This window comes from Nocardia sp. NPDC059229 (assembly GCF_042754165.1).
GTDB lineage: Bacteria > Actinomycetota > Actinomycetes > Mycobacteriales > Mycobacteriaceae > Nocardia.
In genome coordinates this window covers 78,384-93,403 of sequence record NZ_JBHZAK010000014.1, presented here as the reverse complement: position 1 = coordinate 93,403, position 15,020 = coordinate 78,384, and the positions used below count along the sequence as shown (strand labels likewise).

The window sequence follows — 15,020 nt, the reverse complement described above, 5'->3', positions numbered from 1 at the left end:
GCGAGGCCAGCGAAAGCGAGCGCGGTGATGCCAACCGAGCAGAAACTAGCCGAGGCGGCCCCCGTGGAGGACACCCTCCAGCCGCGATGGCGACGGGTGCTGCGGTGGTTCATCGCGATCTTGATCGCGGTCGCCGGATTCGGCTATTCCTCCTGGGTCCTGGAATTCATCCTCCCGATCCATAGCAATCCCACCAACACCTTCCTGAGCCAGCTGGCCGAGAAGGGCGCGCCGTTCAGCTGGGTGTTCACCACCGGCGACACCGGGTCCGGCGCGCTGCTGGTGGTGGCGGGACTGGGCGGCCTGCTGCTGTTCTCGCGGCGGCGGTACTCCACCATCGGCTGGGCGGCGCTGGCCTGCTTCGGCGCGTCCACCATCGCGGACGCGCAATGGCCCATCGTGCCGGACGATCCGAACGGGCCCAAACGGTATGTGGACACCGGCCTGTTCCCGCAGTTGCACCAGATCCATGCGCTGACCAGCACGCTGGCGGTGTTCTCCATCTACATCGCGATGATCGCGTTCACCGTGGCCGCCTTCAAATACCGGCGCTGGCCGATTCTGCGGCACACCGGACTGTGGATTCTGATCGTCGGCTCGGCGGTGACGGCGTGGATGCTGATCGCCGACAATCTGCCCGGCAACTACGGCCTGGGCATCGCACAGCGCATCCAGGTCGGGGCCATGTCGCTGTGGCTGGTGGCGCTGGCGGTGCAAATCGTTGTGGCCGAACGGGATTCCGGAGTCCCGACCCGGCGGCGGCACACCACGCGCTCATCCGGTCACTGACCGCTCCGACTGGGTAGGGTCGGACTCGTGACCAGCGATGCGCAACTCGCCGACACCGCAGCCCTGCTCGACACCGTCGCCGCCGCGACCGAGCGCCTGCTCCCCGCGATCGCCGCCCTCGGCGACGCCGACCTGGTGGAACCCTCACTGTTGCCCGGCTGGACCCGCGGCCACGTGCTCGCCCACCTCTCCCGCAATGCCGACAGCCTGGTCAATCTGCTGCTGTGGGCCCGCACCGGCATCGAAACCCCGCAGTACGCAAGCCAATTCCTCCGCGAGGCCGACATCGAGGCGGGCGCCCCCCGCCCGCTGCGCGACCAGCTCGAGGACTTCACCGCCTCCGCCGAACGGTGGCTGGACCTGGCCCGGGTCATGCCCGCCGACCGCTGGCCCGCCCTCGTCCGCAACCGCCAGGGCGGCGAGATCCCCGCCACCCGCATCCCGTGGATGCGCCTGCTGGAAGTCGAGATCCACCACGTGGACCTCGATATCGGCTACACCCCCGCCGACTGGCCGGCCGACTTCGCCGCCCGCCTGCTGGCCCAGTCCATTACCGAGGTCGAGCCCGCCGACGGCACCGGCTTCACGGTCACCGCCACCGATTCCGGCTACACCGGCACCGTCGGCGTCCCGACCGCGACCATCACCGGGCCCACCGCCGCCCTCGCCGCCTGGCTGATCGGCCGCTCCCCCGGCACCGACCTCACCGGCGACCTCCCCGACCTCGCCGCCTGGAAGTAACCGGGCGAGTCGGGTTGGCGTGGGTGAGTTCGGCGCCCTCCGGTCGCCCGGCCATGCCGGAGGTCCGCGAAACCAGTTCCGACAGAATAGATCTCGACGCTCGCCGCGCCGGCCCCCGCCTCGTCGGCGGGAGCTGTCAGCCGCGGAGCGCGGCGGCGAAGATCGCAGGCAGCGCACGCCATCTCGGGTGTGCCGCGAACCGCGTCAGCAGGCGCCCGGTCTGCGATATCGGCGGCGATGCGCACCCATTCCTCCGCCTGTGCGTCGGAGATGGCACCTCACCTCGAGCGGGAGGTCACGGCGCTCGGCGATCGGCGCCTGCGCCCACGCACGTTCGCCGGACGTGAGTCGCTCGATCGTCATGTCGATATCGGTCATGCCGATATCGGTCATGCCGATATCGGTCATCGGGTTGTGAATGATCTTGTTTCAAATATTGGCATCCCGACGACCCCGGCCTCCAACCGTCGGGGTCACGCGCCAAAAGCCAACGGCCCCACACCTTCTGGTGTGGGGCCGTTGAGCTGAAGCGCGCCCGGAGAGACTCGAACTCCCAACCTTCTGATCCGTAGTCAGATGCTCTATCCGTTGAGCTACGGGCGCATGGCTATTCAAATGTGCACCCGGCGTACCGGGCGGTGGCGGAGGCGAGAGGATTTGAACCTCCGGTCCCCGTGAAGGGACAACTCATTAGCAGTGAGTCCCATTCGGCCGCTCTGGCACGCCTCCTGGTGCCCCTCTTCGAGGGCGCCGGTTCCTTTCGAACCGCCGGGACAGAAGATTACACAGCGGGTGACCAATAGGCCAAATCGGCTGGTCAGCGTAGGTGCGAGTCGAACCATTCGTAGATTCTGGTTTGCGCGTCGAGGACCGAGACGTCGTCGAGGGCAGCGGGGTCGAAGCCGGGGTGGTCGGGGCGGTGGTGGAGACCGGGGTAGGTGACCACGAGGGTGGCGACGTCGGCGTGGGCGGCGGCCTCGCGCAGGAGGTCGACCTGGTCGGGCGGGGTCAGCGGGTCGTCCTCGCCGAAGAGGCCGAGCCAGGGTGCCTGGAAGGCGGGGGCGGCGGCGAGTAGCGCGACGGCCTGCGGGGTGAGCGGGGTTTCGATGCCGGGGGCCGCGACGCTCACGGCCGCGCCGATGCGGCGATTGGTGGCGACCAGGGCGGCGGCGGTGCCGGCCGAGTCGAAGCCGAGCACGCCGATGCAGTCCTGGAAGACGCCGTGTCCGGTGAGCCACTCGAAGCATGCGTCGAAGGCGGCGAACAGGTCCTCGCCGAAGATCGGGTGGGTGCTGCCGTTGGCGGGTCGGTGGAAGAGGTCGGGGGCGAGGACGGTCCACCCGTCGTCGGCGAGCGCGCGCATGAGTTCCAGCAATGGCTCGGTGAATTCACGTGATTCGTGCAACACCACGATGCCGCCGCGCGCATGCCCCTCGGGTTCTAGCACAGTGAGCGGAACCGTGGTCGTGTCGTGCACAGGGGCGAGATCTCGATAGATGCCCGACATAGGGCCACTGTAGTTGCGCTAGGTAAAAACGAGATAAATCTTTCCCAGGGTCCGATATCCCGGAGATATTCCGGCCGAGTCCCATTCGGTCCCACGCAAGTCCCGATCGGCAAACCAGTCGGCACCCCGGAGCGGCCGCGGGTGAGCGGGACATAGGGTGGAGGGGTGAGCGCGCACATTCGCCCGGACCTCGATGCCATCCCGGCGTACGTCGCCGGCAAGACGCACCCCGGCGCGGTGAAGCTGGCCAGCAACGAGACCACCTTCCCGCCGCTGCCGTCGGTGACCAAGGCCATTGCCGAGGCGGTCGAGCTGTCGAACCGGTACCCGGACAACCACGCCATCGAATTGCGTGGCGCCCTCGCGGATTTCCTGGGTGTGGAGCTCGGGAACGTGGCGGCCGGCTGCGGCAGCGTGGCGCTGTGCCAGGAGCTGGTGCAGATCACCTGCCGCCATCCCGAGGACGAGGTGCTGTTCGCGTGGCGCTCGTTCGAGGCGTACCCGATCGTCACCCAGGTGGCGGGCGCCAAGGCGGTGCAGGTGCCGCTGGACGGCGAATTCACCCATGATCTGGACGCTTTGGCGGCGGCCATCACCCCGAACACCCGGGTGGTCTTCGTCTGCAACCCGAACAACCCGACCGGCACCGCCCGCGGCAAGGCGGAGATCGTGGAGTTCCTCGACCGGGTGCCCGCCGACGTGCTGGTGGTGCTGGACGAGGCGTACTTCGAGTACCTGCGCATGCCCGCCGAGGACTTCCCCGACGGCGTCGAGCTGGGCCGCACCCGGCCGAATGTGCTGGTGCTGCGGACGTTTTCGAAGGCGTACGGCCTGGCGGGCCTGCGGGTCGGGTACGCGGTCGGCGCGCCCGAGGTGATCACCGCGCTCATGAAGGTGCACATCCCGTTCAGCGTGAGCCGGGTGGCGCAGGCGGCGGCCATCGCCTCGCTGCAGGCGCGGCACGAACTGCTGGAGCGCACCGATGCCGTTGTGACCGAACGCGATCGCATGCGGGAGGCGCTGCTCGCGGCGGGCTACCGGGTGCCGGTGAGCCACTCCAACTTCGTCTGGCTGCCACTGGGCGACCGCAGTGCCGAGTACGGCGCGGCGAGCACCGAGGCGGGGGTCATCATCCGGCCCTACGGCACCGACGGCGTCCGCATCACCGCGGGCGACCCGCACGAGAACGACGCCTTCCTGCGCTTCGCCACGGATCCGGAGATCGTCGCCCGTTTCGTCGGCTGAACGGCCCGCTACCCGATGCCCAGCCCGGCGGCCATGGTCGGCCAGGAGCGGGGCAGTTCGTCGGCCCAGTAGGGCCAGGAGTGCGTTCCGGTGGGCCGGCGGTCGACCGTGGCCGGGATCGCCAATTGCGCCAGCCGGTCGGCCAATTGGCGGGTGCACATGTCGGCGCCCGCCTCGATGGGCCCACCGAACAGCACGGCATTGCGCAGGTCCGGATTGCCCGGGGTGTCGTGCTCCCCGGGCAGCCCGCTGCCGGACGACAGGTAGATCGCCTTGCCGCGCAAGGCTTCCGCTCGGGCCAGCACGTCGTGGCCGGCCCATTGGGGATCGCCGGACGGGCCGAACATATTGTCCGGATCCCCGCCGAACGTCCCGACCACGGCGCGGGCCTGCGCCTGCCCGAAGTCGGAACTCATTGCGTAGCAACCGCTGTGCGCCGCCACCGCGCGATACAGACCCGGATTGCGGGTGGCCAGCATCATGGCCGCCTCCGCGCCCATGGAGACGCCCTCCAGGCCGTTCATGCCGTCCCCGCCGAAGCGGGTGTCGATGAGCGGCGGCAGCTCGCGGGTCAGGAAGGTCTCCCAGCGATTGGTGCCGAGCTTGGGATCGCTGCGCTGCCAGTCGGTGTAGTAGCTGGCGGGGCCGCCGAGGGTGAAGACCACATTCACGTTCTTGTCGGCGAAGAAGGGCAGCGCGCCGCCGCGGGCGGTCCAGTTGTTGACATCGGGTGCGGCGCTGCGTCCGTCGAGCATGTAGACGGTCGGACGGGGGCTGTCACGGTGCGCGGGGAGCAGCACCTGCACCTCGACGGTGCGGCCCATGGCCGGGGAGGCGACGAAGACGGCGAGCAGGTTCCCGGCCACGGTCTCGACCCGTTCGATGCGAGCCTGCGCGGGGTGGACCGGATCGAGGCCCGGCGCGGACTCCTCATTGGAGCCGGTCTCCACGGGTGGATCGGTCACGGCGAGTGGGGCTTCGACGGTCGCCGCGCCGGCCAGTAGGGCAGCGCTCGCGAAGGCACCGAACAAGCGACTCGCGATGCGACGGCTGGCCACCCCGCCACATTTACCAGAAACCGTCGGTCAGCGTTCAGCAGACAACGTCGATCCACCTTTGCCGGGAACCGTCACTCCGCGGCGAGATCGCGCTCTCTGCGAGGGAAACCAGATTCGGCAGTCCGCCACCAGCTTTCGCGTGGTGTTGCCGATGGCGGCGATGTGATCGGCGTGCCGCATGCCGAGGGTGTAAGCGGTGGTACCCCGGCCGACACCCTCAACTGTCGACGACAATGACCACGCAGGCGTTCTCGGGCTCGAAAAGCCTTATCCACCTGCGGGTTCTCAGCGGAAGCGGAGGGATTTGAACCCCCGGTCGCTTTCACGACGCTCGCTTTCAAGGCGAGTGCATTCGGCCGCTCTGCCACGCTTCCAGGCGATCGATCCTAACTGATGGCGTGTGCGGTCTGCCTCCCACTTCCGATTCGGGTGGACCGGTCAGTCGAGATCGGCTGTCGCGCGGGCGCCGGCACGGTGGTCGGCGGCCAGGTTCACCAGGTCCAGGGCGGCGGCCACGGCGGCCAGCTGCTGCGGGGTGAGCAGATCCACGAAGAAGCGGCGCACCGCGGCGACATGACCGGGAGCGGCGGCCCGCAGGCGCCGCAGGCCCTCCTCGGTGAGCTGGGCCAGCACGCCGCGGCCATCGTCCTCACAGGCGATGCGGCGAACCATCTGCTGCGCCTCCATACGGCGGATCTGGTGGGTGAGCCGGCTGCGGGAGGAGAGCACGCCGTCGGCGAGATCACTCATGCGCAGGGAACGGCCGGGCGCCTCGGACAGCTTCACCAGGATGCGGTAGTCGGCGAAGGACAGGTCGCAGTCGCGTTGCAGCTGCCGGTTGAGGTCGGCCATGAGCCGCTGGCTGCCGTCCATGTAGGCCCGCCAAGCGCGCTGCTGCTCCGGGGTGAGCCACCGCGGTTCGGCCACGGCCCGGCCTCCGGACTCGGCCACCGGCTCGTTGTTGTGACGGCGTTTGATCGCTCCTCCTCAGCTCGCGGCCCGGACGAACGCGTTCCCACAGCAGGATGCCTTCCGCCGGGAAGGCCTAAACGCGATAGGTGGAGATCATGGTCCGGCTCAGGTCGTGCAGGCTGGTGCAGCCCGAAAGTCCCATGGCCGCATCGAAATCCGCGAGCAGGCAGCGCAGCGCGTGGCGCACGCCGTCGGCGCCGGCCAGGCCCAGGCCGTACGCCCAGGGGCGGCCGTAGAGGACGGCCTTGGCGCCCAGCGAGAGCGCGATCATGACATCGGAGCCGGTGCGGATGCCGGAGTCGAACAGCACATCCGCGCGATCACCGACGGTGGCCACGATGGTCGGCAGCGCGTCCAGCGCACCGACCGCCCCGTCCACCTGGCGGCCGCCGTGATTGCTCACCACCACCGCGTCCGCGCCCGCGTCGACCACCTGGCGGGCGTCGTCGGGGTGCAGCACGCCCTTCACCGCGATGGGCAGTTCGGTCCAGCCCCGCAGCCGGGCGATGTCGGCCGGGCGCAGACCGTGGTTGCCGAACAGTCCGATCCAGGTGAGCACGGCGGCCCGCATCGCCTCCTCGCTCTCCTCCGGCGGGGCGCTGAGCTTGGCGCGGAAGACCGGATCGGACAGATAGTTGGCAATGCCCTTGCCCTGCAGGAACGGCAGGTGACCGAGCTGCAGGTCGCGCGGCCGCCAGCCCAGGCTGGGGGTGTCGGCGGTGACGACGATGGCCTTGGCGCCGGACTTCTCGGCGCGCTCGACGAAGGAGCGGGCCAGCTCCATGTCATTGGGCCAGTACAGCTGATACCACCAGTCGCCGGCCCGCGCCCCGACCTCCTCGATGGTGGAGGAGGCGGCGGTGGACAGGCACATGCCGATGCCCAGTTCCCGGGTGACCTCGGCGACCAGGGTCTCGCCGCGCTCGTGCAGCAACCCCAGCACGCCGATCGGCGCGGTGAGAATCGGTGCGGCCAAATGGGTTCCGAGCACATCCACCGACAGGTCGCGCGCCCCGGGCCCGGTGGCGCCGCGCAATATGCGCGGCAGCAGCCGGTACCGCTCGAAGGCGGAGAGATTGGCGTGCGCGGTGCGTTCGGTGGACGCGCTGCCCGCCACATAAGCGAAGGCCGCCGGATCCAGCACCTCCCGAGCCTTCTCCTCCAGGCCCGCCGCCGTCATGGGTAGCGCCGGGACGATGCCCGCGAGGCCGGAGAGATAGATCTCGTTCTGGAAATCGACGAAACTGCTCATGCCCCGGAACGCTAGTACCTTCCACCCCTGCGCGGAGGGGGTCGAAGTTACTTTCCCCGGGCGTAACCTTTCCGGCCCGGACGTGCCGCGTTATCAGGGTTTACGCAGCGGCCCGGTTCAGCGCTTGCGGATACGGACCAGAGCACGCGGCGCATCGGTCGCGATGAATCCGGACATCGCCATAGCCGCCAGGATGACCATGCCGCCGAGGACGGCCAGGGTGGTGATCATGGAAATCTCCTTTCGAATCCCTCCACTCCACGGTGACGGCCGATGCTGAGAAGATGCTGGGCCCACGCCGAGGACGGCCTGACAGTAATCGGTGAGCTCCGGCCGTACGCTCGTTTTCATGTATGCGGTGACGCTCGACGGTTTCGGTGGGCCCGAGGTCATGAAATGGGCGCAGGTGGACGACCTGCCCGCGCCCGGACCGGGCGAGGTTGCGATCGATGTGGTGGCCGCGGGGGTGAATCGCGCCGACCTGCTGCAGCGGCAGGGTTTCTATCCGCCGCCACCGGGAGCCAGCGAGATTCTGGGCCTCGAAGTGTCCGGGATGGTCGCGGAAGTCGGTCCGGGCGTGCGGGATTGGCGGGCCGGCGATCCGGTGTGCGCGCTGCTGTCCGGCGGCGGCTACGCCGAGCGGGTGGTGGCGCCCGCGACCCAGCTGCTGCCCGTGCCGGAGGGACTGGATGTGGCCGCGGCGGCGGCGCTGCCGGAGGTGGCGGCCACGGTGTGGTCCAACCTGGTGATGACCGCGGGCCTGCACAGCGGGCAGTTGCTGCTGATTCACGGGGGCGGCAGCGGAATCGGCACCCACGCGATCCAGGTGGCGCGGGCGCTGGGCGCGCGGGTCGCGGTCACGGCGGGTTCGCAGTACAAGCTGGACCGGTGCGCGGAATTGGGCGCGACGCTGCTGATCAATTACCGCGAGCACGATTTCGTGACCACGCTGCACAGTGAATATCCGGGCGCGGACATCATTCTCGACAATATGGGCGCGGCGTATCTGGAGCGGAATGTCCAGGCGCTCGCCGAGGACGGGCACCTGGTGGTGATCGGCATGCAGGGCGGGGTCACCGCGGAATTGAATCTGGGCACGCTGCTGGGCAAGCGGGGATCGATTCACGCCACCAATCTGCGGCGGCGCCCCGAGACCGGGCGCGGATCGAAGTCGGAGATCATCACCGAGCTGCGCCGCCACCTGTGGCCGCTCATCTCCGACGGGACCGTCGTGCCGGTGGTGTCGGCGGAGGTGCCGGTCACCGACGCCGCCGAGGCCCACCGCCTGCTGGACTCCGCCGAGACGGTCGGCAAGGTGATCCTGCAGATTCGCGAGCTCTAGGTGTCCAGCGCCGCCAGCGCGCGGCCCAGCTGGTCGATCTCGAATTTCGTTGTGTAGGGCGCGAGTCCGATGGTCACGGCGCCGCCTTCGTCATTGACGCCCAGCGCGTCGAGCAGGCGGCTGCCGCCGTGGGAGCCGCTCAGCGTGCCGATGCGGGCGTCGGCCAGCTTGGCCGAGACCTTCTCCGCCTGCGTGCCCGAGATGGTGAAGCTCACCGTCGGGATGCGGGTGGAGGCCCGGCCGATGACGGTCAGGTTGGGGATGGTGTCGAGCACGGACATCAGGTGCTCGAAGAGATGGTCGTGATAGTCCTGCAGGGACGTGATCGACACTTCCAGGCGCTCGCGCCGGGTGCCCTCGGCGCGCTCGTCGAGCGAGGCCAGGTAGTCGATGGAGGTGGTGAGGCCGGCCAGCAGGGCGTACTGGTGGCCGCCCACCTCGAGCCGTTCCGCGCCCTTGGCGTAGGGGTTCAGCGACATGGACGGGATGCGGTCCAGGAACGCGGGGTCGCGGAAGACCAGCGCGCCGATCTGCGGACCGCCCCAGGCCGGGGCGCTCAGCGCGATCACGTCGGCATTGAGTTCGTCGATGTCGAGGAGCGCGTAGGGCGCGGCGCCGAAGCAGTCGGCGACCAGCAGCCCGCCGACCTCGTGCACGCGGTCCGCGGCCACCCGCACCGCGGGCGCGGAGCCGACGATGGGTGAGGCGGCGGTCAGCGCCACCAGCCGGGCGGTGGGTCCGATGAGCTCCTCGAACTGCCAGGCCGGCATCTCGCAGGTCTCGATCTCCACTTCCGCCCAGCGCACGTGCGCGCCATAGCGATTCGCTATCCGCAGCCACGGCGCTACATTCGCCTCGTCATCCAGACGCGACAGCACGATCCCGGTGCCCAGACCCAGCCGGGAGCTCAGCGATTCGGCCAGCCAGGCCAATAGCACCGCGCGATCGGGTCCGAGCACCACGCCCGCCGGATCGCCGCCGACGAGATCGGCGACGGCCTCGCGCGCGGCCTCCAGTATCGCGGCGCTGCGCTTGGCGGCGCCGTGCCGATTACTGTGCGAGAAGGCGGAGGTCCGGAAACCTGTTGAGACGGCCCGGGATACCGAATCCGGGACCAGCATGCCCGCTTGCGGGTCGAGGTGGATCCAGCCGTCGCCCAGGGACGGTATGAGGCCCCGCACCCTTGCGACGTCGTAAGTCATGGTGGCCACTCTAAAGGGAGAGGGCACAACAAGGTAACGGTAGGGAGGGAAGCAACCTCCAAGGACCAGGACGACCAGCGCCTACCGTACAAACTGGACGGGCTGTGCTTGTTTTGCCCCTCCGCTTCGCTCCGGGGCGGGTTCGCGGCCGTCTCGACTTGTACCTTCGTGTCGTTTCTTCGGCGTGTTACGAACTTGGGGTGGCACTGGGCAGGTTCGGTTCGCATTGGGCAGGATGGGGGCATGACGCAATCGGATGGGGTTCCGGAATCCATCGTCGTGATCGGTCCCGAGGGAAAGCCGCTGTTCATTCCGGCGGCGGCGCAGATCGGCAGGGAGCCGCTCGAGATAACCGGACAGGTTGTCGGTGAGGATCTTTCGGACGGGTCGGGCGACGCGCACGACAAAGAGGAGTCGCTCGCCGACATGGTGGAGCAGCCCGCGAAGGTCATGCGCATCGGCACCATGATCAAGCAGCTGCTCGAGGAGGTCCGGCACGCACCGCTGGACGACGCCTCCCGCACCCGGCTGCGCGAGATCCACCGCACCTCCATCCGCGAGCTGGAAACCGGCCTGGCCCCGGAACTCCGCGAGGAGCTCGAGCGGCTGGCGCTGCCCTTCACCGACGAGACCGTCCCCTCCGACGCGGAACTGCGCATTGCCCAGGCCCAGCTGGTGGGCTGGCTGGAGGGCCTGTTTCACGGCATCCAGACCGCGCTGTTCGCTCAGCAGATGGCCGCGCGCGCCCAGCTCGAGCAGATGCGTCAGGCGCTGCCCCCGGGCATGAGCCACGGCGACGCCCGCGGGCAGCAGAACCCGGGCGGCGGCCAGTACCTCTGACGGTGTGACCGTGGGCACCCCTGCCGCCGAGATGTCCGCGTCGGCGGCAGGTTCTGCGCGCAATGCGATAGCAATTAGATAAGGTCGGGTGCTGTGCCTGCTGCTGCTCCCCCCGACTCGGCGATGACCGACGTGCGCCCGGACCATGAACCGGTGCCGCTCGTGTCGGACTCCCAGTCCTTCGGTCGCGCATTCAAGGATTTCCGCGACGGATTCTCCCAGCGTGAACTGTGGCTGGCGCTGGGCTGGCAGGACATCAAGCAGCGGTACCGGCGCTCGGTGCTGGGTCCGTTCTGGATCACCATCGCCACCGGTCTGCAGGCAGCCGCGATGGGCGTCCTCTACGCCACCCTCTTCGGGCAGTCGCTGAGTTCCTATCTGCCCTATGTGACCGTCGGCTTGATCGTCTGGAATGTGATCAATGCCAGCATTCTCGAGGGCTCGGATGTCTTCATCGCCAATGAGGGCCTGATCAAGCAGCTGCCGTCGGCACTGAGCGTGCACGTGTACCGCCTGGTGTGGCGGCAGTTCCTGTTCTTCGCTCACAACCTGATCATCTACGTGGTGATGGTGGCCGCCTTCAGCATCTGGCGGCACCTGCACTGGTCGGCCCTGCTCGCGATTCCGGGTCTGCTGCTGCTGTTCCTCAATGCCATCTGGGTGACGATCGTGTTCGGCATCTTCAGCACCCGCTACCGCGATCTGGCGCCGATCCTGGGCAGCACCACGCTCATGCTGTTCGTCCTCACCCCGGTCATGTGGAAGACCTCGGCGCTGTCGGGCGCCGCCAGCGATCGCGCCAAGCTGGCCGAGCTCGTCCCCACCTTCCACTATCTGGAGATCGTGCGCGCACCCCTGCTGGGCGACCCGATCCACCTGCGCAGCTGGGTGGTGGTGCTGTCGATCACCATCGTCGGCTGGATAGTCGCGATACTGGCTATGAAGAAGTTCCGTTCCCGAGTCCCCTACTGGGTGTGAAGGCTCAATGACCGACCATGTGAGTATCGAGACCCAGAACGCGTGGGTGGAATTCCCGATCTTCGACGCCAAATCCCGATCGCTGAAGAAGGCGGTGCTCGGTTCGGCCGGCGGCGCCATCGGGCGCAATCAATCCGATGTGGTGGTCGTCGAGGCGCTGCGGGATATCACGCTGTCGCTGAAGGAAGGCGATCGCGTGGGCCTGGTCGGCCACAATGGCGCGGGCAAATCCACACTGCTGCGGCTGCTTTCGGGCATCTACGAACCGACCCGCGGCAGCGCGCGCATCCGCGGGCGGGTGGCTCCGGTCTTCGATCTCGGCGTGGGCATGGACCCGGAGATCTCCGGCTACGACAACATCGTCATTCGCGGCCTGTTCCTCGGGCAGACCCGCAAGCAGATGCTCGCCAAGATCGACGAGATCGCCGAGTTCACCGAACTGGGTGACTATCTGGCGATGCCGCTGCGCACCTACTCGACGGGTATGCGCGTGCGCCTCGCCATGGGCGTGGTCACCTCCATCGATCCGGAGATCCTGCTGCTCGACGAGGGCATCGGCGCGGTCGACGCGGAGTTCATGAAGAAGGCCCGGATCCGGCTGCAGGAATTGGTCTCGCGCTCGGGCATTCTCGTCTTCGCCAGCCACTCCAATGAATTCCTGGCCCAGCTGTGCGATTCCGCGATGTGGATCGATCACGGGCAGATTCGCATGCAGGGCGGCATCGAGGATGTCGTCCGAGCCTACGAGGGCCCGGAGGCGGGTGATCACGTGGCGCAGGTGCTGCGGGATCTGGAACGTGAACGTGAACCGGAACGGAATCCCGCATGAGTGAACAGTCCACCCCCGTGTACGGCGATGATGCGCGCATCGTCGCCATCGTGGTCACCCATAAACGCCGGGAGCAGCTGGCCGAGTCGCTGAAGGTGCTGGGCAGCCAGACCCGGCAGATCGACCACCTGATCGTGGTGGACAACGGCAATGAGGCCGAGGTCGGCGAGCTGGTGAAGCAGCAGCCCATGGAAACCACCTATGTCGGTTCGGAACACAATCTGGGCGGCGCGGGCGGGTTCGCGCTCGGCATGCTGCACGCGCTGACCATGGGCGCGGACTGGGTGTGGCTGGCCGATGACGACGGCCGCCCCGAGGGACCGGACGTGCTCGCCAAACTGTTCGATTGCGCCAAGCGGCACGGGCTGGTCGAGGTCTCGCCGGTGGTGGCCGATATCGACGACCCGGATCGGCTGGCCTTCCCGCTGCGCCGGGGCGTGGTGTGGCGGCGGCTGCGGTCGGAGCTGGGTGACGAGGACTTCCTACCCGGGATCGCCTCGCTGTTCAACGGGGCGCTGATCTCGGCCGAGGCCGTGGACAAGATCGGCGTGCCGGATCTGCGGCTGTTCGTGCGCGGCGACGAGGTGGAGGTGCACCGGCGGCTGGTGCGCTCGGGGCTGCCGTTCGGCACCTGCCTGCAGACCGCGTACCTGCACCCGAACGGGTCGGCCGAGTTCAAGCCGATCCTGGGCGGGCGCATGCACACCCAGTACCCGGACGATCCGATCAAGCGGCACTTCACCTACCGCAACCGCGGCTACCTGATGGCGCAGCCGGGCATGCGAAAACTGTTGCCGCAGGAGGTCGCCCGATTCGGATGGTTCTTCCTGGTCCAGCAGAAGGATCCGGCCGGGCTGATGGAGTGGCTGCGCCTGCAGCGGATGGGCCGCCGCGAGCAGTTCGACAAGCCGAAATCCTGACCGGAAAAATACGTTGCGCCGACGGGGACAGCCTGACAAGGTTGTCCCCGTTCTTGTTCGGCGCGGTCACCACGGTGACGGCATGAGGAGAGATGGGAGGTGGAGTTACGTGACGACGACAGTGCGGATTGCCGTGCCCGGGCGAGTGTTCGCCCCGCGCGCATCCACCTCGAATTCCTCTCGCTGAGTCCGTGATTCGGGCTCGGCCCGTCAAAGGACTCCACACATGTCTTCGGTCGATTTCGACCTGCTCGTTCCCTACGGCTGGAACGCCACCCTCGCCGCCGACTACCTGCCGCTGCTGGGTGACGATCTGATTCCGGCCCGCGTGATCCGCATGGATCGCAGTGAATGCGATGTCGCCGCACCCCTTCCCACCGCCGACTACCGGAGCCGCCTGACGGCCGCCGTGGTGCGGGCCCGGCTCCCCCGCTCGGATTCCGAGGTCAGCGGGCTGTGCACCGGCGACTGGGTGGCCATCGACGCCGGGCGCACCGTGCGCGCCCTGCTGCCGCGCCGCACCGCCATCGTCCGGGCCGCCGTGTCCGGGCAGCCCGATGCCCGCGCCAAATCGGCCGATCAGGTGCTGGCCGCGAATGTGGACACCGTGCTGGTGTGCACCGCCGGCGACGGGGATGTCGATCTCGGGCGCATCGAGCGACTGCTCGCGCTGGCCTGGGAATCCGGCGCCCAGCCGACCGTGGTGCTCACCAAAGCCGATCTGGCGCACGATATTCCGATCGAGGACGTCCGAGCCGTCGCGCCGGGCGTCACCGTGGTGGCGGTCAGCGCCACCGGTGGTGTCGGCATGGATGTGCTGGCCTCGCTGCTCTCCGGCACGGTGGCATTGATCGGGCCCTCGGGCGCGGGCAAATCCACCCTCGCCAACGCGCTGCTCGGCGCGGAAGTCTTCGCCACCAGCGCGGTTCGCGGGGGCGACAAGCGCGGCCGCCACACCACCGTGCACCGCGAACTGCGGCCACTGCCCGGCGGCGGGACCCTCATCGATACCCCGGGGTTGCGGTCGGTCGGGCTCTGGGACGCCGCCGAGGGGCTCGGACGGACCTTCAGCGATATCGAATCCCTGTCCGGGCAATGCCGTTTCACCGACTGCTCGCACGAGAGCGAGCCGGGGTGCGCGGTGCTGGCGGCCATCGAATCCGGCGCGCTGCCCCGGCGTCGTCTGGACAGCTACCGCAAGCTGAGCCGGGAGAACGAATGGCTGGCCGCCCGCAGCGACGCGCGCATGCGCGCCGAGCGGGCGAAGGTGTGGAAGCAGATCAACAAGGGCCAGCGCCGCATGTACAAGGAGCGCGGCGGCAAGCAGCGCTGACCGGATCAGTAG

Annotated in this window: 15 protein-coding genes, 3 tRNA genes and 1 pseudogene; 10 read left to right on the top strand and 9 right to left on the bottom strand. The window is 68.5% G+C overall.

Annotated elements, in window-relative coordinates:
* The first annotated feature begins 27 nt into the window (after positions 1-27).
* The 3 genes from ACFXHE_RS28770 (at position 28) to ACFXHE_RS28760 (ending at position 2,058) form a co-directional block, all read left to right on the top strand.
* Positions 28-789 (top strand): DUF998 domain-containing protein, encoded by a 762-nt coding sequence (locus ACFXHE_RS28770; RefSeq protein ID WP_379387569.1) that lies wholly within the window; start codon positions 28-30, stop codon positions 787-789.
* Between the two features lie 27 nt (positions 790-816).
* Positions 817-1,530 (top strand): maleylpyruvate isomerase family mycothiol-dependent enzyme, encoded by a 714-nt coding sequence (locus ACFXHE_RS28765; protein ID WP_379387568.1) that lies wholly within the window; start codon positions 817-819, stop codon positions 1,528-1,530.
* 237 nt (positions 1,531-1,767) lie between these two features.
* Entirely contained in the window at positions 1,768-2,058 is a 291-nt protein-coding gene (locus ACFXHE_RS28760; RefSeq protein WP_379387567.1) for a hypothetical protein, read from the top strand.
* 2 nt (positions 2,059-2,060) lie between these two features.
* Here ACFXHE_RS28760 and ACFXHE_RS28755 read toward each other — a convergent pair.
* The 3 genes from ACFXHE_RS28755 to ACFXHE_RS28745 form a co-directional block, all read right to left on the bottom strand.
* Positions 2,061-2,133: transfer RNA gene (locus tag ACFXHE_RS28755), tRNA-Arg, on the bottom strand.
* Positions 2,134-2,169: 36 nt separating this feature from the next.
* Positions 2,170-2,259 (bottom strand) — tRNA-Ser (locus ACFXHE_RS28750).
* 88 nt (positions 2,260-2,347) lie between these two features.
* Entirely contained in the window at positions 2,348-3,037 is a 690-nt protein-coding gene (locus tag ACFXHE_RS28745; RefSeq protein WP_379387566.1) for a dienelactone hydrolase family protein, read from the bottom strand.
* A gap of 165 nt (positions 3,038-3,202) precedes the next feature.
* On the opposite strand from ACFXHE_RS28745, the gene hisC reads away from it, so the two are divergent.
* Complete coding sequence (gene hisC, locus ACFXHE_RS28740) at positions 3,203-4,282, top strand: histidinol-phosphate transaminase (protein ID WP_379387565.1); 1,080 nt, start codon at positions 3,203-3,205, stop codon at positions 4,280-4,282.
* An 8-nt stretch (positions 4,283-4,290) separates the two neighbouring features.
* On the opposite strand, the gene ACFXHE_RS28735 is transcribed toward hisC, so the two are convergent.
* From ACFXHE_RS28735 to ACFXHE_RS28715, 5 genes and pseudogenes are all read right to left on the bottom strand, one after another.
* Positions 4,291-5,340, bottom strand: a complete 1,050-nt coding sequence (locus ACFXHE_RS28735) for an alpha/beta hydrolase (RefSeq protein WP_379387564.1) — start codon at positions 5,338-5,340, stop codon at positions 4,291-4,293.
* Positions 5,341-5,460: 120 nt separating this feature from the next.
* Positions 5,461-5,556: pseudogene (locus ACFXHE_RS28730) on the bottom strand (hypothetical protein); the annotation flags it as partial.
* A 73-nt stretch (positions 5,557-5,629) separates the two neighbouring features.
* Positions 5,630-5,714, bottom strand: a tRNA-Ser gene (locus tag ACFXHE_RS28725).
* Between the two features lie 64 nt (positions 5,715-5,778).
* Positions 5,779-6,213, bottom strand: a complete 435-nt coding sequence (locus ACFXHE_RS28720) for a MarR family winged helix-turn-helix transcriptional regulator (RefSeq protein ID WP_379387693.1) — start codon at positions 6,211-6,213, stop codon at positions 5,779-5,781.
* A gap of 172 nt (positions 6,214-6,385) precedes the next feature.
* Positions 6,386-7,564: a lactate 2-monooxygenase gene (locus ACFXHE_RS28715; RefSeq protein WP_379387563.1), complete on the bottom strand. Its 1,179-nt coding sequence runs from the start codon at positions 7,562-7,564 to the stop codon at positions 6,386-6,388.
* A 349-nt stretch (positions 7,565-7,913) separates the two neighbouring features.
* On the opposite strand from ACFXHE_RS28715, the gene ACFXHE_RS28710 reads away from it, so the two are divergent.
* Positions 7,914-8,906: an NAD(P)H-quinone oxidoreductase gene (locus ACFXHE_RS28710; protein WP_379387562.1), complete on the top strand. Its 993-nt coding sequence runs from the start codon at positions 7,914-7,916 to the stop codon at positions 8,904-8,906.
* On the opposite strand, the gene ACFXHE_RS28705 is transcribed toward ACFXHE_RS28710, so the two are convergent.
* Positions 8,903-10,108: a cysteine desulfurase-like protein gene (locus ACFXHE_RS28705; RefSeq protein ID WP_379387561.1), complete on the bottom strand. Its 1,206-nt coding sequence runs from the start codon at positions 10,106-10,108 to the stop codon at positions 8,903-8,905. The two genes, ACFXHE_RS28710 and ACFXHE_RS28705, sit on opposite strands and share 4 nt — an antisense overlap.
* 243 nt (positions 10,109-10,351) lie before the next feature.
* Here ACFXHE_RS28705 and ACFXHE_RS28700 point away from each other — a divergent pair, with 243 nt between their 5' ends.
* From ACFXHE_RS28700 to rsgA, 5 genes are all read left to right on the top strand, one after another.
* Positions 10,352-10,948: a bacterial proteasome activator family protein gene (locus ACFXHE_RS28700; RefSeq protein WP_379387560.1), complete on the top strand. Its 597-nt coding sequence runs from the start codon at positions 10,352-10,354 to the stop codon at positions 10,946-10,948.
* A gap of 123 nt (positions 10,949-11,071) precedes the next feature.
* Positions 11,072-11,926, top strand: a complete 855-nt coding sequence (locus tag ACFXHE_RS28695; protein ID WP_354838645.1) for an ABC transporter permease — start codon at positions 11,072-11,074, stop codon at positions 11,924-11,926.
* A 7-nt stretch (positions 11,927-11,933) separates the two neighbouring features.
* The gene (locus ACFXHE_RS28690) at positions 11,934-12,755 is read left to right on the top strand and encodes an ABC transporter ATP-binding protein (protein WP_364624829.1); all 822 of its coding nucleotides are present in this window, start codon (positions 11,934-11,936) and stop codon (positions 12,753-12,755) included.
* On the top strand, positions 12,752-13,675 hold the full coding sequence (locus ACFXHE_RS28685; protein WP_379387559.1) for a glycosyltransferase: 924 nt from the start codon (positions 12,752-12,754) through the stop codon (positions 13,673-13,675). Before ACFXHE_RS28690 ends, ACFXHE_RS28685 begins: the two co-directional genes overlap by 4 nt.
* A 226-nt stretch (positions 13,676-13,901) precedes the next feature.
* Complete coding sequence (gene rsgA / locus ACFXHE_RS28680; protein ID WP_379387558.1) at positions 13,902-15,008, top strand: ribosome small subunit-dependent GTPase A; 1,107 nt, start codon at positions 13,902-13,904, stop codon at positions 15,006-15,008.
* Positions 15,009-15,020 lie beyond the last annotated feature (12 nt).

Coding starts and splice junctions, on each gene's coding strand:
- ACFXHE_RS28770 (WP_379387569.1), top strand. CDS start 28: ATGCCAACCGAGCAGAAACTAGCCGAGGCGGCCCCCGTGGAGGACACC.
- ACFXHE_RS28760 (WP_379387567.1), top strand. CDS start 1,768: ATGCGCACCCATTCCTCCGCCTGTGCGTCGGAGATGGCACCTCACCTC.
- ACFXHE_RS28745 (WP_379387566.1), bottom strand. CDS start 3,037: ATGTCGGGCATCTATCGAGATCTCGCCCCTGTGCACGACACGACCACG.
- ACFXHE_RS28720 (WP_379387693.1), bottom strand. CDS start 6,213: ATGGACGGCAGCCAGCGGCTCATGGCCGACCTCAACCGGCAGCTGCAA.
- ACFXHE_RS28715 (WP_379387563.1), bottom strand. CDS start 7,564: ATGAGCAGTTTCGTCGATTTCCAGAACGAGATCTATCTCTCCGGCCTC.
- ACFXHE_RS28710 (WP_379387562.1), top strand. CDS start 7,914: ATGTATGCGGTGACGCTCGACGGTTTCGGTGGGCCCGAGGTCATGAAA.
- ACFXHE_RS28705 (WP_379387561.1), bottom strand. CDS start 10,108: ATGACTTACGACGTCGCAAGGGTGCGGGGCCTCATACCGTCCCTGGGC.
- ACFXHE_RS28700 (WP_379387560.1), top strand. CDS start 10,352: ATGACGCAATCGGATGGGGTTCCGGAATCCATCGTCGTGATCGGTCCC.
- ACFXHE_RS28695 (WP_354838645.1), top strand. CDS start 11,072: ATGACCGACGTGCGCCCGGACCATGAACCGGTGCCGCTCGTGTCGGAC.
- ACFXHE_RS28690 (WP_364624829.1), top strand. CDS start 11,934: ATGACCGACCATGTGAGTATCGAGACCCAGAACGCGTGGGTGGAATTC.
- ACFXHE_RS28685 (WP_379387559.1), top strand. CDS start 12,752: ATGAGTGAACAGTCCACCCCCGTGTACGGCGATGATGCGCGCATCGTC.
- rsgA (WP_379387558.1), top strand. CDS start 13,902: ATGTCTTCGGTCGATTTCGACCTGCTCGTTCCCTACGGCTGGAACGCC.